The sequence below is a fragment of the Paenibacillus sp. P4_A7 genome (assembly GCF_056402455.1).
Window position 1 is genome coordinate 1 of sequence record NZ_JBFUHJ010000069.1, and the last position, 21,527, is coordinate 21,527.

At 44.7% G+C, this 21,527-nt stretch carries 14 protein-coding genes; 13 read left to right on the forward strand and 1 reads right to left on the reverse strand.

Annotated features, from left to right (window positions below; genetic code table 11):
* The 12 genes from AC1DWN_RS12115 to AC1DWN_RS12170 form a co-directional block, all read left to right on the forward strand.
* On the forward strand, positions 1-319 hold a 319-nt coding region (locus AC1DWN_RS12115; protein WP_477559155.1), incomplete at its 5' end, for a helix-turn-helix domain-containing protein.
* Positions 306-2,129, forward strand: a complete 1,824-nt coding sequence (locus AC1DWN_RS12120) for a sensor histidine kinase (RefSeq protein WP_477559156.1) — start codon at positions 306-308, stop codon at positions 2,127-2,129. The genes AC1DWN_RS12115 and AC1DWN_RS12120, both read left to right, overlap by 14 nt.
* 158 nt (positions 2,130-2,287) lie before the next feature.
* On the forward strand, positions 2,288-3,220 hold the full coding sequence (locus AC1DWN_RS12125) for an ABC transporter permease (protein WP_477559157.1): 933 nt from the start codon (positions 2,288-2,290) through the stop codon (positions 3,218-3,220).
* 23 nt (positions 3,221-3,243) lie between these two features.
* Positions 3,244-4,134, forward strand: coding sequence for a carbohydrate ABC transporter permease (locus AC1DWN_RS12130; protein WP_477559158.1), 891 nt, complete (start codon positions 3,244-3,246; stop codon positions 4,132-4,134).
* 93 nt (positions 4,135-4,227) lie between these two features.
* A complete protein-coding gene (locus AC1DWN_RS12135) occupies positions 4,228-5,979 on the forward strand; it encodes an extracellular solute-binding protein (protein WP_477559159.1) in 1,752 nt (583 codons plus the stop codon).
* A gap of 216 nt (positions 5,980-6,195) precedes the next feature.
* A complete protein-coding gene (locus AC1DWN_RS12140; protein ID WP_477559160.1) occupies positions 6,196-10,224 on the forward strand; it encodes a DUF4838 domain-containing protein in 4,029 nt (1,342 codons plus the stop codon).
* Positions 10,225-10,358: 134 nt separating this feature from the next.
* Complete coding sequence (locus AC1DWN_RS12145) at positions 10,359-12,308, forward strand: alpha-amylase family protein (protein ID WP_477559161.1); 1,950 nt, start codon at positions 10,359-10,361, stop codon at positions 12,306-12,308.
* A gap of 416 nt (positions 12,309-12,724) precedes the next feature.
* Positions 12,725-13,849 carry an ROK family transcriptional regulator gene (locus tag AC1DWN_RS12150; RefSeq protein WP_477559162.1) on the forward strand — a complete coding sequence of 375 codons (1,125 nt, stop codon included), beginning with the start codon at positions 12,725-12,727 and terminating at the stop codon, positions 13,847-13,849.
* A gap of 204 nt (positions 13,850-14,053) precedes the next feature.
* Positions 14,054-16,039 (forward strand): hypothetical protein, encoded by a 1,986-nt coding sequence (locus AC1DWN_RS12155; RefSeq protein WP_477559163.1) that lies wholly within the window; start codon positions 14,054-14,056, stop codon positions 16,037-16,039.
* 49 nt (positions 16,040-16,088) lie between these two features.
* Complete coding sequence (locus AC1DWN_RS12160; protein ID WP_477559164.1) at positions 16,089-16,460, forward strand: sensory rhodopsin transducer; 372 nt, start codon at positions 16,089-16,091, stop codon at positions 16,458-16,460.
* 50 nt (positions 16,461-16,510) lie between these two features.
* Entirely contained in the window at positions 16,511-17,434 is a 924-nt protein-coding gene (locus tag AC1DWN_RS12165; RefSeq protein ID WP_477559165.1) for a polysaccharide deacetylase family protein, read from the forward strand.
* Positions 17,435-17,465: 31 nt separating this feature from the next.
* Positions 17,466-18,638: a M24 family metallopeptidase gene (locus AC1DWN_RS12170; protein ID WP_477559166.1), complete on the forward strand. Its 1,173-nt coding sequence runs from the start codon at positions 17,466-17,468 to the stop codon at positions 18,636-18,638.
* Between the two features lie 156 nt (positions 18,639-18,794).
* Here the strand turns inward: AC1DWN_RS12170 and AC1DWN_RS12175 are convergent, their stop codons facing one another.
* Positions 18,795-19,616 carry a helix-turn-helix transcriptional regulator gene (locus tag AC1DWN_RS12175; RefSeq protein ID WP_477559167.1) on the reverse strand — a complete coding sequence of 274 codons (822 nt, stop codon included), beginning with the start codon at positions 19,614-19,616 and terminating at the stop codon, positions 18,795-18,797.
* Positions 19,617-19,977: 361 nt separating this feature from the next.
* Here AC1DWN_RS12175 and AC1DWN_RS12180 point away from each other — a divergent pair.
* The coding region (locus AC1DWN_RS12180; RefSeq protein ID WP_477559168.1) for a DUF4091 domain-containing protein at positions 19,978-21,527 on the forward strand (1,550 nt) is incomplete at its 3' end.

Sequence of the window (21,527 nt, forward strand, 5' to 3'; positions counted from 1 at the left end):
CTATAAAAGAGAGATTGCGTTGATAGAGCTGGCACAGGTTGTTCAAGTAAGTCCGAATTACTTGAGCAGCTTGTTCAAGAAGGAAACGGGTATTAATTTTGCCGATTACTTGCTGAACTATCGTATTGATAGAGCAAAAGAACTATTGCTCAGTACCTTCAGCAAAACCTACGAAATCGCTGAACAGACCGGATTTGCAAATCAGAGCTATTTTAGTCGGGCATTTAAGAAGCAAACTGGGATAGGACCTAAAGAATTTCGCAGAAAATGGACAATGCAAGGAGAAGCGCAAGGGGGGCCGAACGATGATTGGCAATAGTATTTCGCTGATCCGCAAAATATGGCAGAGCATTCGTGTTCAACTCGTTTTCTCTTTCATGATCATGAGCATCATTGTACTTGTATTAAGCTCGGTATTGATCTACTATGGCGTGCTGGACATTCTGAAAACGCGCAGTGAGGACTCTACTTTACGACTATTTCAACAAACGGAACAACGAATACAAGGATTTCGCACAGAAATGGACAAGGTGTCGAAGCTGCTGCTGCTCAATCCGGAAATTCAAAGCTACATGAATAAGGAGAAGGAGGGGACGACCTACGATGCAGATGATGTCATCCAGTTCAATGAACTCCTCAATCAATTATCGTTGATTATCAAAAACTACGATTTTATAGCATCGATTTATTTCTTGTCATCCGATGGCTCCATTATCGGTTTGCGCGATGATGAACCTATTGTTGCGAGCGATATGGATCTCGAGCATTGGAAGGAAATAACTTCTACATACGAAAGCGTTGATCGAACTTTAGGTGACATTATATGGGTGAGATCCGAGGTGTCACAGCGACTGCTTCAAAATCTGAGCTATAGACCGCTCAATGAACCGATTATTTCGGTTGTTCGGGGATTCAGTACGATCTACAGTAAAAAGTGGAATGCGTTTGTCATTAGCGTGAATGAAAGTCTCTTAGAGAATATGTATGGCAACCTGYCCAAATTTGGCGAGGATGAAACGTTTATTTTCGATGAAAGCGGCAATGTTGTATCCAGCTCCAATAAGAAGGCGATAGGTTCAAAAGCTGCCTCGCCATTAATGGAACTGGGCAATAGCGATTACGGCAGCTTTACCGAGGACAATAAGCAGGTCATCTATTACCGAATGATGGATACCGGTTGGACATTAGTTCGGTATGTGCAAATCAGCGACTTAGTTAGAGACATATGGTCACTGYGAAGCAAGATGATTTGGATTGTCATTGGCAATGTCTTCTTTGCCCTAATCTTATCCTTTTATTTCATTCGTAAAATTACGATGCCCCTTAGACGTTTAACAAAGGGAATGGGCGAGGTGGAAAAAGGCCGGCTCGGCATTACATTGGAAAATGTTGATAATGAAATCGGCATGCTTACCCGAGGGTTTAACCGGATGTCACAGAGCATTTATGATCTGGTAGAGAGAAACAAAGCGGCTGAACAAGAAAAACGTAAAATTGAAATCAGTTTGCTGCAATCCCAATTGCAGCCGCATTTCTTATATAACACTTTAAATACGATCAAGTGGATGGCGATAGCGATTCAAGCGAAAAATATCGCCGATAGCATAACATTTTTATCTAACCTTCTAAAACCAATCTATAATAATCCATCGCTCGTATGGTCTTTAAGAGAGGAAATACAATATTTAAATAATTACATAAAAGTGATGAATATTCGATACGGTGAGCATATCGTCATGCAATATCACTTGCCTGAAGTGTTGTTAGACCGAAATGTACTGCGCTTCACACTGCAACCGATCGTCGAGAATGCGATTGTGCATGGAATGGAAGTGAATCAGGTCATTGGTACGATTTCGTTGGAAGGCAGAGAAGAAGGAAATACGCTGATTCTCGTGATAGAGGATCGGGGCAGAGGAATCTCGGAAAACGAGCTAGCAAGCTTGAATGCATGGCTTGCCAATGAAGAGTCATCTACGCGAGAAGTTCCACAGTTCGGTATAGGTTTGTTTAATGTCCAGAAGCGTATTCAACTTCATTTTGGAGACCAGTATGGGCTTTCTATACATAGCGTTCCTGGGGAGGAAACCCGGGTGACACTTGTTCTTCCGCATAAAATCGTAATATAGTGCATAGTTGCAGCTGCTTCCTGTCGGAATAAGGATAAAGACAGGAAGCAAGTGACTATAATTGTAACTTAGTTTATTTAACCTCCCATTGTAACCCTATATAATTCTACTTAACGGATCTTTCGCAAAAATGCATGAGAATTAGAAGGGAGCAATCTATGCCAGCTACAAATGAAGTTTTACCCTTGCAGAAATCAAAAATTTCACGACGGCGATTGTCGTTATTTATGATGATACTGCCTCTTTTACTAATCGTAATCGTGTTTAACTATGTTCCCTTATTCGGATGGATCTATGCTTTCTTTAAGTATAAACCTGGCATTCCATTATCGGAAACACCATTTGCAGGATTTGAATATTTCCGATTATTATTTGGTGCCAATAGCGACATTTGGAATGTATTGCTTAACACTCTCGTTATGAGTTTTTTGAATATTCTAACTTCTCCACTTCCCATTGTATTTGCTATTTTACTCTCGGAGCTCAAGGGGCAAAGGTTAAAAAAGTTTATTCAAACCGTAACGACGGTACCTTATTTTATTAGCTGGATCATCGTATTCTCACTTGTCTTTTCGATCTTCTCATTCGAAGGTATTTTCAACACAATGCTCATGCAATTAGGATGGATTAAAAATCCGGTTAACGTACTTGGCAATCCGGATACAGCTTGGTACGTGCAGACGGCTATTGTCATTTGGAAAAATACAGGTTGGTCCGCGATCATCTATTTTGCAGCCATTGCAGGTCTGGATTCGCAGCTGTTCGATGCCGCAAAAATAGACGGGGCTGGGAGATTCAGATGTATATGGCATGTCACATTGCCTGGGCTGATGCCGACGTATATCGTACTTCTACTATTAAATGTAAGTAATATGTTGAGCAATGGCTTTGATCAATTTTTTGTTTTTTATAATCCGATGGTTGCAGACAAACTCGAGGTGCTCGATTATTACATTTACCGTGTCGCCTTCCACGGAAACGATTATCCATTCGCTACCGCCGTGGGCATGTGGAAAACGTTGATCAGCATCGTACTCTTATTCACCGTAAATTTCTTGGCTAAGAAGCTCCGTGGTCAATCCATTATCTAATATCATTTGAGGGAGGTGATTACTTGATTAATAGACGTACAAACGTACTAGAGGCTTTATTTCGTGGTTGCAATCTCGCTTTTTTCTTAATCATTGCATTTGCTTGCACTTATCCGTTTTATTACATTCTGATCTATACGATCAGCGATCCTGTGAAAGCGGCAGGAGGACTGTTGCTGTTGCCCAAAGGGCTCAACTTCGTCAACTATGAGAAATTGCTGCAAATGAAAACCTTGTATTCGACAGTATACATCTCTGTTCTCCGCACAGTAATAGGAACTGTCATTACGGTAGCATGCTGTACCTTTTTCTCTTATATCGTAACGAAACAGGAACTGTACTTACGTAAATTCATCTATCGATTTGTTGTCATTACACTATATTTCAACGCAGGCCTCATACCTTGGTACTTGACCATGAGGTTTCTGCATTTGGATAACAATTTTCTACTGTATATACTGCCTTCAGCGATCAGTGGCTTTTACATTGTTCTAATCAAAACCTATATCGAACAATTGCCAGCAGCCTTAGAAGAATCCGCCATGATTGATGGCGCAGGCTATTGGACGATCTTTCAGAAAATTATTGTGCCGTTGTCGATGCCGATTATCGCGACAATCGCTGTTTTTGCCGCTGTCGGTCAGTGGAACGCATGGCAGGACAATTACTTTCTCGTCTCGAAGCAGAGTCTTCAGACCCTTCAAGTCATGCTTTACAATTATTTGAATTCCGCGGCCGCCATGTCGAATATTAATCCATCGGACTTTCTGGATAAGAACGTAAAACATCGACTTACGCCGGAATCGATCAAAATGACGATGACGATGATCGTAACTTTGCCAATCCTGTTTGTTTATCCTTTTATGCAACGTTATTTTGTCAAAGGAATTATGCTAGGGGCAGTAAAAGGCTAGAGTAATGCAATTGAGAACAATTGAACGGCCACGTCTATTTACCAGTGACAGGCTTTCAATATAGATTACTAAATGACTATGGGAGGATTATGAATGATCAGAAAAAAAGCGGTGCTGCTATTGGTTTCAATGATCATGATTTTCGTAGTTGCGGGGTGCAGTGGCAATAACAGTAAAAACACAGAAACCACTGCAACACCAAGTGCAGGAACTGAGGGGAGTAAAGAACAAGAGACACCGGGCGTCAGTGAGAACAAAGAACCAGTGAAGCTTTCTTTCTACTACACCAATGTTCCTTTGAAGACTGAAGGGCGTCAGACAGATGAGGTCATGCAAGAGCTGGAAAAGAGGCTGGGCGTCGAAATCGATTTTGTCAATCAGAATGCGGACAGATTTAAGCTGATGATGGCAAGTCGGGAACTGCCGGATATTATGGTCGTATTCGATCAAGATTACAAGCAGTTGATTGAAGGGGATCTCATTCTCCCTCTCGACGATCTTATTCAGAGCAATGGTAAAGATATCTCGAAGAATGAGGAAGCGCTCGATTATTATCGGAAATACGTAAGCTCAGATACTGGAAAGCTATATTTACTTCCTATGCAGGTGGGCGCTACGAAAGAGATGGTCGCCGATGTGCCTTATGCTGACTACGGTGCAGGTTATCTTACAAGATGGGATTACTACAAAGAATTAAATTATCCTGAAATTAAAAGCCCAGATGATTTGCTCAATGTGTTGAAAGCGATGCAGGAGAAGCATCCAACCACGGCAGACGGCAAAAAAGTTTATGGTGTATCTTCATTTGTCGACAAGGCTGGCTGGGGGCTGTGGCCGTTCTATATTCAAATGTCGCTCTCTCAAGGTTACATGGAAGGCGCGGGAAATTACTTAATTGATGCGGATAACAAGTTCTATAATTTCTTGGCTAATGAAGAGGGTGCTTTCTGGGACAGTATGCAATATTTCTTCAAGGCTAATCAGATGGGACTGCTGGACCCGGAATCATTCATTCAGAACTTGGATCAATACCAAAATAAGCAGACCAATCTGCAGGTTTTATCTGGCATAGGGGCTTGGTGGCAGGCAGGAGCGAACGAAGCACTGGCTGATGTTCCTGACGCGGGATTTGTCACACTTCCTATGGAAGACCATTATGTATACAAAACAAATGTTTCAGTAGTCGGGAAGGCTGGTAGAGCGTTTGCCATTGCTAAAAACGCAAAAAATCCTGGAAAAGCTATGGAAGTTCTGAATTATTTGTATAGCAATGAAGGAATGAACTTATTATCTAGAGGTATTCAAGGAAAGCATTGGGACATTGTAGATAACAAACCGGCATTTGCGGAAAGTTTCCTCAAAGCCCGCGTAGATCTTGATGAAGCAGAGAGAATGGGCGTCACTAAGTACGCACTTATTTACGGATTGAGTGATTATACGGTCAATTCCGATGAGGGAGCAGCGTTTGATTTAAACTCTGAGTCCAGCATTAAAAGTACAGAGTGGAAAAACTACCAACTGGATTATTCCAAGCATTATGGCGGTGAATATCCTGGAGATGCGATCGAGAAAATAGCGGATGAAGGAAAAATCAAAATATCGCTGTTCGACACATCGGGCGGGGTCGCTGTAGGTACGCCACCGGATGATATTAAACGAATCGATGATTCGATTAAAGATTATATGTGGAAAGCGATGCCGAAAGTAATTCTTGCCAAATCGGAAGCGGATTACGAAACAGAAAAGAAGAATGTCATAAATGAGCTCAACAAAATGGGGCTCGATAAGTCCAAGGAATATTGGGATAAAGTATGGCAGCAATCCATTGATCGCGTTAAGAAATAAGCAACTGCACGGAATGTCGCAGTAGCGGTGAATCAAGGGGATAAGATCGATAATATCTTATCCCTATCTTCAAATATAGGAAAATAGATGCTTCATCCCACACTCCCCCTATATTTCACCGTATAACAAACATTTACCGCCAGGGACTACGAAGGCTACTTACACTTGAAATGATAAGAAAGCGTTTACATTTAGTTGAATGGGAGGCAAGTAACGATGAAAATGAAGAAGCTTAGTGGGAAATGTGCGATGTTTCTCTTGCTTGTGAGTTTGATATGTTCTAGCTTCGGTACCGTGTATGGTGCGCCAGCTGATAGCGAGATCGATGCTGCGGATAAGGCTACCGCATCTCCGTCTATTTCGGCTGCACCTTCGGATATAAGCAATCATTGGGCGGAGAAAGAACTACTTGATTGGTTAAATAAGGGACTTATTCAAGGATATTCGGATGGGACTTTAAAACCGGATAGTCCCATTACAAGAGGGGAACTGATTGCCTTAATTAACCGTGCAATGGGGTTTACGGACAAAGCGCCGATCAGCTTTACCGATTTGAAGTCGTCTGACTGGGTTTATGATGATGTCTCCAAAGCAGTAAAAGCCGGTTATGTGCAAGGCAATGCAGACGGCACAATCGGTACGAGGCGGCAGATCAGCCGACAGGAAACAGCGGTCATCATCAGTCGTTTGATGAAGCCAGGCGATATGAGTGGAAGTGCTGCGACCGATGCTTTTAGTGATTCTGATCAAATTGCAAAGTGGGCAAAAGCTGCTGTTGGAGCTGTCGCAGCCAAGAAGATTATGGTCGGATTCAATAATGGAAGCTTTCGGCCAAAGTTATCCATGACACGTGCCGAAGCGATTGTCGTGCTGGATCGCCTGATTTCTTTACTCAAAGATCAGCAAGGACAGACGACAACACCAGGACCGTCAGCATCGCCAGGTCCAACAACACCAGTACCGACAACAACACCAGTACCAACAACGTCAGGACCGACGACAACACCAGTACCAACTCCGGTCTATGGCGCCGTAACCGGTCATGTGTTTAGTCCAGACGATATCGGAATTGAAGGTGCAACGGTAACACTTATCGGGTCTATATCGAAGACGACAACAACGATTACAGCAGGAGCTTTCAACTTCAATGATGTGCCGATTGGCAATTACACGATTATTGTATCGAAGGATAATTACTCTGATGGCATATCGTCTGCATTTAACGTAACCAGCGGTGCAGCTTCGGTTGTTAACGTAACCATCGAACCCGGTCAGAATCTTGATCTTGTGGAGAATGGTCAAGCAAATGCAGTTATTGTCGTCAACGACACCAAACTAAGCTCTGCCGCCAGTACAATGGCTGAATATGTGAAGAAGTCTACAGGCGCAGATTTGCCGATCTTGACTTCGGCGCAACTGACAGCATCCGGAACTCAGTATGATGGTGATGTACGCGTTTATTTGGGATTGAGTGCCCCTGGGGCAGAGGCAGTCATGGCATTAAGATTACAAAGCTTAAGCGACGATGGCTTTGTTATTATGCCATACCAGAATTCGCTATCGATTAGCGGACCGAATGTTTGGGGAACTGAAATTGGCGTCTACGAGTTTCTTGAAAGATATGTTGGCGTTCGCTGGCTAATGCCGGGACCAGACGGAGAAGATGTACCGCTGCTGGATAATATTATTGTTCCATTCAGCACGGTATTCGATGAGCCGGCAATGATGTCTCGCCACTTTTTTGGCACGGAGGCTTGGTACACCCTGCAAACTACTGCGGATTGGGCTAAGTATAATCGTATGCATGATGTTGTAAAGTTTCATCATTACCTGAATATTCTTTTTGATCCAAAGGTATTTGCTAATCATCCTGAATATTACACGGGTGGGGTTGTACCTTCGCATCCGTATTCATGGCAGCCATGCTTTAATGACGATACTGCGGCTGCGGCGATCTGGAGAATCAAAGATTTTTTTAATAATTTTCCTGAAGAAAAATCATTTTCATTAGGGATCAATGATAGTAATAACTATTGTGCGGCAGACGTAGCCCGTGTGAATGGTAAAACGAATTCACTAGGTGTTTTGGACATGTCGGATGTTTATTATCCTTGGGTCAACAAAATAGTTGAGAGTGTATTGGAAGAATACCCTGACAAGTATTTCGGATTGTTAGCTTATTGGAATGTGTATGATCCACCTACGACAGTAAAGTTGAATTCCCATGTCATTCCTTATATTACGGATGATCGCATGTCCTGGATTGATGCGGAAATTGCGGAAAATGGGGATAGTGTAACGAAGAAATGGCAATTGAAAGCAGACAATTTAGGATGGTATGAATATTTATATGGAACACCGTACAATCTGCCGAGAGTATACATGGACAAGATGGCAGACAACTATAAATATGCTAAGGAACACGGTGTAACCGCTCATGTGGCGGAGCTGTTTCCGAATTTCGGCGAAGGACCGAAGCCATGGCTTTCTGCCAAACTTCAGTGGAATCCGGATCAAGATGTCAATCTGCTGCTTAACGAATGGTATGAGCGAGCAGTTGGCGAAGACGCAGCCGAAGATTTGAAGGAGTACTATGATCTTTGGGAAAACTTCTGGACAGTACGTGTATTCGAGACAAGCTGGTATAACAATTGGAAAAATTCTGCCAATAGAACGAACTTTCTTAACTTGACCGATCATAGCTATTTAATGGCGGTAACGAAGGAAGATTTGGCTGAGAGCCGTCGCTTGCTAGAGTCAGTCGTGGCCAAAGCGATAACAGATAAGCAAAAAATTCGTGCCGAGAAACTCCTGCGCGCATTCGAATATTACGAAGCATCCGCACTCAGCTATTCGCGGGGGGATGTCGATGTGCCAATGAATGAACAGGATGCTCTAGCTATGTTGGCAGAACTGAAACAAAGCTTCGATATGGCGATGAAACGTCAGGTTCTCACGGAACAGTTCAAAGGAGATTCAATTCTTAATTTGACGGAATGGCAAAAATATGCCGGTAAATGGGATGGAATACAGAAAGGGCTGATTTCTGCACTTGAAAGCTATGCGGACACAATTCCGGACCCAGACAACGAATTTCTTACAGAGCTCCAACAAGTACTAGCGTATCTCGACAGTATTAATCAATATTCAGCGACTGCAGTCAGAACGACTGCCAGCAAGGCAGACATACTGGCATCGCTCGATTTCAGTCAGGGACCGTGGCTCAACGCTGAACCGGTCACTGAGTTTTTAAATATGACGTCCACAGAAGCCCCACCGGCTGAGACGAAGATGTACTTGCTGTGGGATGATGAGAATCTGTATGTCGGTTATGAAAACTTTGATAATAACATGTCGGGAATTATTGTGAATGACGACGCGCCGGGGGGATGGTGGCGAGTTGCGGATGATTCGGTTGAAACTTATGTGACAGGCGATGTGACTGGGGGTTTTACCGGTTTCTTCACCAATCCGAAAGCAGTCAAATTTATTTATAATTCAAGTCCGACGGGTCCAGTGCCTGGTGTAGATAACAGTTGGGAAGCAAGCGCACATATGGGAACTGACCGCTGGAATGTAATCCAAGTGATTCCATTCTCCAGCATTGGTGTCGATCCGAATGAAACAAAGACATTAATGGGATTTTTCTTCCGAAATTACCACGGTCAAGCGGTGTACTTAGGCTGGAGGGGCGGTGCTCCTTGGGTGGCTAAAGACTTCAGGGCTGTTTATCTGGTAGAGGGGAACAATTTGGTAACTAATCCATCCATTGAAGAAGGCTTAGCAAATGAACCATGGTTTGCCACCGAATGGTATACCTATTACTCTGATCAGAATTCGATGACTTTACGGTCAAGTACATTCAAACGTATGGGAAGCTTTAGCTTAGAGACGAGTGTTACGAATTCTTACAGCAGTCCGTTTAAGGTAATCCCGATTACGCCTGGGAAATATAAAGCCGTCTTGAATTACTACGTACCGATGAATTCAAGCGCATCAGGCAGCATTCAAATTTTGACTACGATAAGGAATAATGAAGTTAATCTCGCTGAAAGCAGATCAGTCGAGCGACCGGTTTCATGGATGCCGGGCCGATGGGTGCAATTCGAGCATATCTTTGAGATCGCAACCGATTATAACGGAGAAACGCCTGACGACATCATACTTACAATCAATCATTCCGGTTTTAATCTCGGTGAAACGCTTTACATCGATGATGTTTCTTTGTATAAGCTGTCGGATTAAGTGGTATACGCGATGATCTTTAGAGCACTCCCCGGTACGCCGGGGAGTGCAGCACTACGACATGAGCCAGCTGAGCTGGAGCTTATGAGAGTTGTCTATATAAATAGTTCTACACTCACAATGGAGGTTATTTCATGAGATTGATCAAACGGGCCGTACATCTTGATTTTCATACCTTGCCCAACATACCGGATTTCGGAGAAAATTTCGATGCAAAGCATTTCGCAAGAACGCTTAAAGACGCGAAGGTTGACTTTGTTAATGTGTTTGCTAAGTGCAACCTTGGGTTTGCTTATTACCCAACGAAGATTGGGCTGCCTCATCCCCATATGAAATTCGATATGCTAGGCCAAATGGTTGAAGAGTGCCACAAGCTGGACATTGGCGTTGTCGCTTATTTCAATGTGGGGTTGGACCATGAGATGGCTAGGAAGCACAGGGAATGGTGCCTTGTAAACAAAGACGGACAGATTATGGAGGGCGATCGTTCGGCGAATTTCTTCCGGTTGATGTGTTTAAATTCGGGTTATCGCGATTATTTGCTTAGCATGATTAAGGAAGTAACCGAGATGTATCCCGTAGATGGCATTTTTCTTGATTGCATCCTGATTAACCCTTGTTATGGAAATGAGTGCAATGAAAGCATACATGAACATGGGATGGATCCATTAAGCGATCAAGACGCGGCTGCTTTTATGAAACAGACAGCAATAGACTTCTTCTGGGATGTGAAGCGATCGATCAGGGATGATATGTTCTTCTTCCCAAATGGATTGGGCCACATCAACTGCGAAGGGTTAGGCTCGCATATTGAAATTGAATGTCTGCCGGGTGCGTGGAGCTATGATTATTTTGCCGCCCAAGCTGCTTATTCACGTAACCTTGGTAAGCAAGTCGTATATATGACAGGGCGGTTTCATGCCAGCTGGGGAGATTTTGGAGGATTGAAAAGCAAGGCCTCGCTTGAGTATGACTGTTGGGATGCGATCAGCAACGGCCTGACAACATCGGTTGGCGATCATATGCATCCCCGAGACGGATTAGAGTCGGATGTTTATCGTCTCATTGGCGAGGTTTATACCGATATCGAGCAATATGAGCCTTGGACGGATTATGCCCGTGCAGTGACGGAAATCGGTATTATTTATCCGGAGGGCTGCGATATGGGAGCCAACAATGTAGCGTTCCCCCAAGGTCAGGCGATTTTGAATGCGGCTGCAAGAATGTTAGGAGAACTAAAATATACGTTTGACATTATGGACGAGAATGCGGATATATCCAAATACAAGGTTATTATTCTTCCCGACGTTATTCCGATTACCGAACTGCTTCAGGAAAAGTTGGAAGCGCATCAAGCCAAGGGAGGCGGGATCATTAGCACAGGCAGCTCCGGCTTGAATCCAGAGAAGACAGCATTTGCTATGGATAGCTGGAACATGGGCTATGACGGTCCCGACCCGTGGAATGCATCGTATTTTAAAATGCTAGATGGTGATAGACAGCTCATTCCGGATCGTTTGTGCGCGATATATAACCAGGCAATTCTGATAAGCGAAAAACCAGGATCGCAAACCATTGCCGATTACTATCAGCCTTATTTCAATCGCAAGTGGGATGGATTTCATGGCACATTCTATACGCCGCCGGAGAAATATGCGGGACGGCCTGCAGTAGTGCGATCCGGAAACCTTTTTCAAATCTGCTTTCAATTGTTCACCGGATATAGCGAATATGCGATGCCGGAACATAAATATATGCTGAAGTATTGTCTGGAGCAGCTGCTTCTCGACCCTCTCATAAAGTATGAACATATTCCWTCGACAGCGCGTGTGTCGGTAACAGCTAAAGACCAGCTGGAAATGATTCACGTCAAAGTGACTTATCCAGAATTGCGGGGCAAATATAATGTGATCGAGGAGCATTCCGTCCTGCATGGCGGAGTGGTGAGTATTAGAGGGGATAGCGCCAAGAACGTCTATATCGCGCCAACGAAGCAGCCTCTCGATTATGACATATCGGATGGTTATATCCGAATTCCACTACCTGAAGTTGTCGGGTATACGATGGTAGTTGTGGAGCACTAATTTGCTGATCCGTTTATCAAGTACGAGAATATCCATTCGACATAGCGGGCAACGGCAACGAAGTTTGTTTTGTATGCGAAGGGATAGAATGTAGAGAGTGTTTGGGGCCCTACAGGAGCAGCCCTGCATTTCATGCGAGAAACGCAGCCATATAATTCACTAGGTGAATTATATGGCTGATTTAGTTTAGTTAGTGGCAATAAATTGGTCTTTAAAGATAGATTAAATTTTGATTTAAGGGTTTACAATCAGATATATAAGTAATATAATTCATTTAATAAATTAAATGAAGTTAATGCAGTAACGAGCAACGGCAGAGTCATATTCAGTCAGAAGCCTTACCCTCTCAGCACTATGAATACATATGATAGAATGGGAAGGTGATTTTACTATTGTCAGTGAGAGGATAGTTTAGGATGAAATTAAATACATTGGAAATTCAAATTCTTAAGGCTATACAGAAATGCGAGGGTGTCTCCCGCAAAGCGTTAGCGGAAATGACAGGGCTTTCGCAAGCGACAATTACTAATATTACAAAAATGCTCATTGAGCGGAGCTACGTTATCGAAGGTGATCGTGTTGGCAGCGGGATGGGAAGAAAAGAAGTGCTGCTGTACTTGAATCCGCAGAAATTCCGGTTTTTAGGTATTGATATTGGGGGGTACCGAATCCGCTTTGCACTCGCAGATAACCTTATGAGAATTACTCATGAGCGGGAATACCTTGTAGATGAGTTTGACGAACAATCGGATATTTTGGAGAGTGTACTGGAGAGGATTGAACTGTTCCTTGCGGAATCGCAATTAAATCCAGATGAGCTTGATGGAATAGGAATCGGTGTTACGGGAATCGTGGACAAAAACATGCAACGGATATTGAATATTCCCAACCTCAATGCTTGGGGGGAATTGGATATTGTGTCCAGGCTGAACAGCCGATTTGATTGCCCGGTTTATCTGGACGAAAGCGGACGAACGATGGCTCTAGCTGAGAAAATGGAAGGTAAATCCAAAGAGTCGGAGGATTTCATTGTCGTTCACATTGCTTACGGTATAGTGGCTGGCATCATTATTAATGGGCAATTGCTTAGGGGCGCCAATAATGTAGGCGGGTTGCTGGGACATATGACCGCAGATGAAGAAGCGGGGCGATGTATGTGCGGTAATTATGGTTGTTTGGAGAATATCGTTACGTATCCGAGGATCGAGAGAGCTTATAAGCAGCAAGGCGGCACATTTGAATCAATCGCTGAAGCTTATCGGGTAAATGATAAAATCGCTTTTGATGTTTGTATTGCGTCAGGTAAAGCGATAGGCATAGCTTTGAGCAACGTAATTAATTTGTTTAATCCACAGGTCATTTACTTGGGCGGTCCCGTATTTGAACAGCTGCCGATCATTTTCGAAGAAACAAAACGGACCATCCTGCTCAGAGCGAATCGTTATGCTGCTGTAGATATGCAACTGGAGCATAGCTCGTTCGGTGATAAGCAGGGGATGATCGGAGCCTTGTCGCTTGTTAGAAATTCGTTGATTTCTTAAAGTCGGATTTGCGACAAGTTACTTTAGTAAAGGCGCATATGGAAAAGGAGTAGGGAAATGGAGCGCAATTATGATTTTCGCAAGCGGCTGGAAGTCGTACATAAGCCGAACCGCCGCGATCCAAGCATTAACGCAGGTGCAGGCGAGCTGGAAGTATCGGATGACTGGCGCATTGTGATCGATGCGGAGGCAGGTCCACTGCTGGTGAATACGGCTAAGGATTTGCAGGATTATTTGTTCACAAGCATGAACGTCTCTGTCCGATTGACCAGGTCGCATAACATCGCGGAAGTCGTGGTCGCGGAAGAGCATGTCATCATACTAGCGACAAGAGAGCAACTGTCTACGTTGGGTGGAGCGCTTGAGAAAACGCGGAGTTATCGGATCGTTGCCGAAGAAGGCCGTATCGTTGTGTGCGGCCGCGACGAACGTGGGGCAGCGCAAGGAAGCTACTATCTCGAGGATGAGATGAATTTAAGAGAAGCGCCGTTGCTAGGATGCATGGACATAACTCGCGAACCGTTGTTCTCTCCTCGAATGGCGCATTCCGGCTGGGGACTGGACCGTTACCCCGACTCGCATTTGAATGCGCTTGCACATGCGGGAATAGACGCGATTATGGTGTTCGTGAAGGACGTCGACGAAACACCTGAAGGATATCAGGATTTCAACTATTTGGTCGATCGGGCTGAGCTCTATGGACTGGACGTGTATGTTTACAGCTACTTGAGCAGCCGTCTCCATCCGGATGATCCGGGCGCGGACGAGTATTACGAAAGCACCTACGGACGGGTGTTTAAGGCGTGTCCAAGGTTCAAAGGCGTCATTCTCGTTGGGGAATCATGCGAATTTCCAAGCAAAGATACGAATACGACGGGCAAGCTGCGACTCGAGTGGCCGTCCGATCAGCCACAGACGAAGCCGAGCCCGGGCTGGTGGCCATGTCATGACTTCCCGCAGTGGCTGAGCTTGTTGTCGGGAACGATTCGCACGCATAATCCGGATGCGGACATCGTGTTCTGGACTTATAACTGGGGCTGGGCACCGAAGGAAGACCGCCTAAAGCTCATTCGCGCGTTGCCGGAAAATATAACTCTGCAAGTGACCTTCGAGATGTTTGAGCAAATACGCAACGAGCATGTAACTCACGTTTGCGTAGACTATACGCTTTCAAACGTTGGGCCTGGCCAATATTTCAGCAGCGAGGCGGAAGTGGCTCGTGAACGCGGCATAAAGCTGCATGCGATGTGCAATACGGGCGGACTCACTTGGGATTTCGGCGTTATTCCTTACGAGCCGTTTCCGGGGCAGTGGAACCGCAGGCATGATGCATTAAAGAAGGCCAGCGAAGACTGGGGCTTAAGCGGCCTGATGGAATCACATCATTTCGGCTGGTGGCCGTCTTTCGTGAGTGAACTGACGAAATGGGCGTATTGGCGCCCGAGTCCTTCGTATGAGGAAGCGCTCGCGATGATAGCCAAGCGGGACTTCGGCGAGGCGGCCGCACCGCTGGCGCTGGAAGCTTGGAACGCGTGGAGCGAAGCGATCACTCATTATATCCCGACGAACGAAGATCAATACGGACCGTTTCGCGTGGGACCGTCTTATCCGCTTATTTTCCGCAAACCCGTGCAAATACCGGCGGCCAAGCATGCGATGTTCGGCAACGAAATCGTCGTGACGAACTACGAGCCGCTGGAAGATCCGAGACAATCGCTGGGCGTATCCCGCATCGACGTGGAGATCAGGAGCCTTGAGCGGATGATGGAGCAGATGGCGACAGGCAATGAGCTGCTGGATCGAGCGCTTACGCTAACGCCGGATAGCAAGCGGGAAGACGGCGGGATCATGCTTGGACTGGGGCAGTTTATAGCAAGATCCCTACAGACGACAATCCATGTCAAGTTGTGGTGGAAGCTGAAACGGCAGCTGCTGAGCGAGGGAGATACCGGCAAAGCGACGGCATTGCTGGGGCAGATGGAGGAGCTCGCCCGCCGTGAAATAGCGAACGCGGAAGCAACCATTCCGCTCGTGGAGGCCGACTCGCGTCTTGGTTGGGAACCAAGCATGGAATATATGACGGACACTGCGCATTTGCGTTGGAAGATTCATCAAGTGGAGAGCGTGCTGGACACCGAGTTTGCACAGTATCGCAAATCGCTTGCGTTAACTAACGACGTACAACAATGAGATTCTGACAGATAATGTTTCTGATTACGCATGGATAGGAGGTGAGAGAATGGGCAAGGGACAGGGCAATACCATGTGGATTTTTCCTGATTGTGAATTGCCGCCAGCGGGAGAATCACTCCTCAAAGGTCATGAGTCGGTCATTGTGCTGAACTCTGGAAGCAGTGAAGCGACGATATCCTTGACACTCTATTTTACGGATCGCGATCCGGTCGGCAATATCGTATTAAAAGTCGGAGGTGAGCGAGTACGCTGCTTACGGCTTGACAACCCGAACGATTTGAACGGAGTTGTCGTGCCGAGAGAGGAACAGTACGCGCTTAAAGTCGACAGCGACATGCCGGTCGTCGTGCAATACGGCCGACTGGATACGAGACAGGATAATATGGCCTTCTATACGACGATGGGCTTCAGTGAATAATGCACAACTTCGAAAGATCCAAATTTATATCGGGAAGAGTTGGAGAATGTATGGACGATAAAATTCATGTAATTTTTGGCTTCGATATGGAAACGGACGTAGGAAGCTTTACTCCCTTTTACGACGGGGTAAAAAACGCGACTGCTCCATTGGTTGAAATGTTCGATAAAAAAGGGATCAAAGGCACTTTTTTCTATACTGGTGATGCTGCAAGACGTAATCCAGACAGTGTTGAATTAGTCAAACAAAGCGGTAATGAAGTCGGCACCCACTCCTTGTTCCATGAGACAGTGGGGGATGAGCTGTTTCCGATTCCGGGCGTTGTGCCGTTGTTAGCCGAGGAAGTGCCTTTTCGGATCCGGAAGGCGACGGAGTGGGTGGAAGAAGTACTCGGGCAGCGCCCGGTATCGTTTCGATGCCCGCGGCTCTGGAGCTCAACGGCTGTAGTGAACGCATTGGAGGATTTGAACTATGCGGTGGACGCATCGTATCCGATGTATTTTTACCGCGAGCGGTTTGTTCCTTATCATCCAAGTAGTCAGAATTGGACGCAGGAAGGTAGTTTGAATATTCTCGAAATTCCGAATTTTGCGGATATGGTCATGAAAAGCAAAGATCCGGGCCTTGAGCGGGATCGTGATCAATGGCCGCTGTTTCGGACAAAGGGCGCTGATGCCCTGATGAAACGTGTGGAAGGCTTTATTCGGTTCATGCGCAGTAAAGGTCTCCCCGTCGTCCTGTGCTTCTATTTTCATCCTTGGGAATTTATACCGATTAAGCGGAGCTACAAATACGGGGAGTGCATGGTGACGCCGGATCGTTTCATCACATTGAATTGCGGTGACAAGGCGATGTCCGAGTTCGGTATTCTTATCGACAGACTGCTCGATTTGGGGGCGGAGTTCCATCGGGCAGATGAATTTGCTGGCAAGTGGAACAAACAATCGATAGTTAAAACGCTTGAGCATAAGTAATCAATATAAGTGGACTAGGGGGATACGTAAAATGTTGAACAATGTAAAAATTCCAGATTACGAATACCAAGAGCGCATTCAGAAAGCGGCAAAGCTAACAGCAGAAGCCGGATTGGACATTCTGATCGTTAATTCCAATGAAGCAGATTACGCCAATGCTAGGTATTTTAGTGGTTTTTGGCCGCTTTTCGAACGGGCTGGTGTGGCAATTTCTCCTTCGGGTGAGGCTGCACTGATGGTCGGTCCGGAAAGTACCGTTTATGCAGCAGACTTTAGCCGTATTAGCAGCATCTTTTGTTTGATGGAATACCGGGAATCAGCGGATCCAGCTTATCCGCAAATCAAACCGAATACTTACTCTGACGTCTTCAAGGCGCTTAGTGTAAGTGGTTCGAAGCTTAAAATCGGTGTTGCTAGCTTCCTTGACACAACTGTCATCATGATGGAAGGACTCAAAAAGTGCTTCCCGGATGCAGAAATTGTGAGAGCCGATGCCATCATGGTGAAGCTTCGTTCGATTAAATCTGAGAACGAGCTGAATTGTATGCGAGAAGGCTTCAGGATTACGGAGCTTGCTACCCAAGAAGTGATTCGCACAATTCGTCCAGGCATGACAGAGTGTCAAATGGTCGGCGTAGCACAGCGTGTCATTTACGAAAATGGCGCGGAGTACGAAGGCTTGCCTATGTATATTTTTAGCGAGAAATCAACACGGCATGCGATTTCCCGTTCCTCGCATCGAGTCATCGAAAAAGGAGATATTGTGCAGCTCAATTTGTCCGCTAAGGTGGACGGTTACTCGCCAAGCATCGGCATGCCGATCAGTCTTGGTAAGCTGACAGCTGAGCGCCGAGAAATTATCGAATTCGGCTTGAGAGCACACGAGTGGACGCAGACAAATTTGAAAGCAGGTATAGCAGCCAGCTCTGTTGCAGAAGGATTCCTTCAACTTTTTAAAGAAAACGGTTACGAAAAGAACTACTTGTACGGACCTTGCCATGGAACAGGAATGATTGAGGTCGAAGCGCCATGGATGGAAACTTCGTCTGACTATTTGCTGCTGCCGAACATGACTTTCCAGGTCGATACCTTTATTATGACGGATACGTTCGGTATTCGCTGGGAGAAGGGGGTCGTTATCCGCGAAGGCGGCTGCGAGCTGCTCTCTAATCCGATCGGACAGATTCATGAGCTAGAATTTTAAAAGTAGATAAATCGAATGAAGTTATATGTTCCTTGGAATCGTAGACGTGTAATCATTCATAAATTGGAAGCTGGCGCCGGTATTCAACCGGAGTCAGCTTTTTTATGTATACACGTAGTGTTTGATGTATGGAAAAAATAGGAGTCCTTAAGGGGGTTACAAAATTTTCGTCAGCTTGCGATAGTACCCTGGAGATAAGCCCTCCAATTTACTGAATATACGACAAAAGTAATGAGGATCGTCATATCCAATCAGCTCTGCGATTACTTCAAGCTTGTTATCCGTTTCACGAAGCAAACGTTTAGCCTCATGATGGCGGACTTGTTGTATGTATTTACTTGGTGTTAGTCCGACTGTTTCTTTAAATAGTTTAGCAGCATAGTCTTTATTTAGATTGAGTTCAAAGGCCACCCGAGAGTAGGACCAGTCCTCCGCGTATTCGGATTTCATACGTTTGGTAAGACTCAGAATCATTTGGCCATATCTAGGATTGATCTGCTTATTAGATTCTTGCTGGCTATGATGCAGATGATATATAACTTGCAACATAATCCCTCTACAGATCAGTTCGTACCCATGTTTTTTATTATTGAATTCTTCCACGATAGTTTCAAGCAGTGGGAGGATCTGCGGGGACCCAGCTAGTACATAATTTGAAAGAAGAGGTCCTGATTCTAAGAAATCTGGCTCCAGACAGTAAGAGTGATCACTGTCATCGGAATCAATTAATTCGATAGGATTTTCATTATCATCGGAAATGGTCATTTCACCAAAGTAATCGAAATGAATGCCGAGCAGCCAAATTTCTGGTTCGAAAGAAATTTTGTGATAAACTCCCGATGGGATATAAAGTAGTTCGCCTGAATGTAGGATGAAGGATTCGTCTTCAATCTTTGCATGAAGCTCGCCTTTTTGCACATACAACAATTCAAAATCATTAATGCGCCGCTCAAAATTTTCTGGAAGTGTTAGATGCATTCGTCGTGCCCAGTGTATGTTAGGGGCCAAAGAAGCAAATGAGTGAGTCAATCTGCGTTTGGGTCGATGGGATAGGTCTATTATCGGCAACCCCTTCTGAAGAGCTAGATTATCTCTAATTATATCTGTTTTGGTATGTACTTCAACAATAATGATAAATGGCTTGCTCTTTAAGCGGCAGAGGACCTGCTAGACGGTGGCGAAAGGATGCCTTGATAATCCAAAACCATTACTGATATGTCCAACGCTATTATTAGACCGTGTTGTTAAAATAAAAAATAAACGTATTTCTGATAGAATGGGCTTCCATTTAATATCTTTGAGCAGTGCACATCTAATTAAAGACGAGGAGTAACTAGTAATGACGATTGTTCAAAAGGATTTTGAAACGCGTTCTATAAGCTCGCTTGAAAAAGTATTTCCCGATGAGGAGCTGCAGCAAGCCCCCTTTCATAAGGCATCAGCCCTAATCAATGAGATCTTTTCTTTTCAAGTTGCTTATCGCGCTAATCGTATTATTAAGGACATACGTGTTTTTGTGCAGCCAGAAGAAAGCGATAACGTCACTTTTCGTTCGGTAGGTCTGGTTCCTTCCGAGCTTCCTGTTTATCCCGATCATGATGAAAATGTAATTCGTACAACACCAGGACTTTATCCAGATCCTTTGTATCCGATTAGCAATGAAGGAGTCATTGCCTTCCCTAATCAGTGGAGATCTATATGGGTGACGGTTAATACAGAAGGGATGTCACCGGGTCTTCATTCCCTCAAAATCAGATTCGAATCAAATGCCGGAGACTGTTTGGGAGAAGAACATTTTGAGCTGGATATTATTCCTGCCGTGCTTCCAGAACAGAAGCTAATCCATACGGAATGGTTTCATACTGATTGCATAGCTACCTATTACAAAACGGATGTATTTAGCGAGCGGCATTGGCAGCTTATCGAAATGTTTATCGGAACTGCAGTTAAGCATGGTATGAATATGATTCTTACACCTTTATTTACACCTCCTTTAGATACAGAAGTGGGCAAGGAAAGACCAACTGTACAACTAGTTGATGTTGAGGTTACTGCCGATCAGACGTATGTGTTTGGCTTTGAGAAATTGGAGCGTTGGGTGCAGTTATGCAATAGTCAGGGTGTGAAATACTTAGAATTTTCACATTTATTCACGCAATGGGGAGCTAAGCATGCGCCTAAAATTATGGCATCAGTCGAGGGAGAGTATAAGCGAATCTTCGGTTGGGAAACGGATGCTTCGGGAGATGAATATCGACTTTTCTTAGAGCAATTTCTTCCTGAGCTGGTCAAATGGATCAAGAATAATCATTTGGAAGACCGAGTATATTTTCATGTCTCCGATGAGCCGAGCATAGATAGCATAGAATCATATGGGAGTGCAAGCCGCATTCTAACGCAATTTCTTTCAGAATTCCCTATTATCGATGCTTTATCGGACTACGATTTTTATTCAAAGGGCCTGGTCAAAAATCCAATCCCTGGGAATGATCACATCCAACATTTCTTAGATCATGGAGTTAAATCTTTATGGACTTATTATTGCTGTGTTCAGTACAAGCAGGTGGCTAATCGTTTCTTTAGCATGCCGTCAGCGCGCAACCGGATACTAGGCGTACAGCTGTATCAGCATGATATCGTTGGTTTCCTCCACTGGGGCTATAATTTCTGGTATGCGCAATATTCACGCAAACCATTGAATCCTTTTCTAAATACTGATGCTAACTACGCTTTTGCTTCAGGAGATGCCTTTTTAGTGTATCCTGGTGAGGATGGACCGATCGAATCTATTCGACTAGAAGTGCTTCGTGACGCGTTCCAGGATGTTCAAGCTCTAGAGCTATTAGAAAGCTACTATGGGAAAGCATACGTCAAGGAAGAGTTAGAGAA

Excerpts from the sequence above, each read along its gene's own strand:
- AC1DWN_RS12170 (WP_477559166.1), top strand. The coding sequence starts at position 17,466 with ATGTTGAACAATGTAAAAATTCCAGATTACGAATACCAAGAGCGCATT.
- AC1DWN_RS12165 (WP_477559165.1), top strand. The coding sequence starts at position 16,511 with ATGGACGATAAAATTCATGTAATTTTTGGCTTCGATATGGAAACGGAC.
- AC1DWN_RS12160 (WP_477559164.1), top strand. The coding sequence starts at position 16,089 with ATGGGCAAGGGACAGGGCAATACCATGTGGATTTTTCCTGATTGTGAA.
- AC1DWN_RS12175 (WP_477559167.1), bottom strand. The coding sequence starts at position 19,616 with ATGCATCTAACACTTCCAGAAAATTTTGAGCGGCGCATTAATGATTTT.
- AC1DWN_RS12140 (WP_477559160.1), top strand. The coding sequence starts at position 6,196 with ATGAAAATGAAGAAGCTTAGTGGGAAATGTGCGATGTTTCTCTTGCTT.
- AC1DWN_RS12135 (WP_477559159.1), top strand. The coding sequence starts at position 4,228 with ATGATCAGAAAAAAAGCGGTGCTGCTATTGGTTTCAATGATCATGATT.
- AC1DWN_RS12150 (WP_477559162.1), top strand. The coding sequence starts at position 12,725 with ATGAAATTAAATACATTGGAAATTCAAATTCTTAAGGCTATACAGAAA.
- AC1DWN_RS12125 (WP_477559157.1), top strand. The coding sequence starts at position 2,288 with ATGCCAGCTACAAATGAAGTTTTACCCTTGCAGAAATCAAAAATTTCA.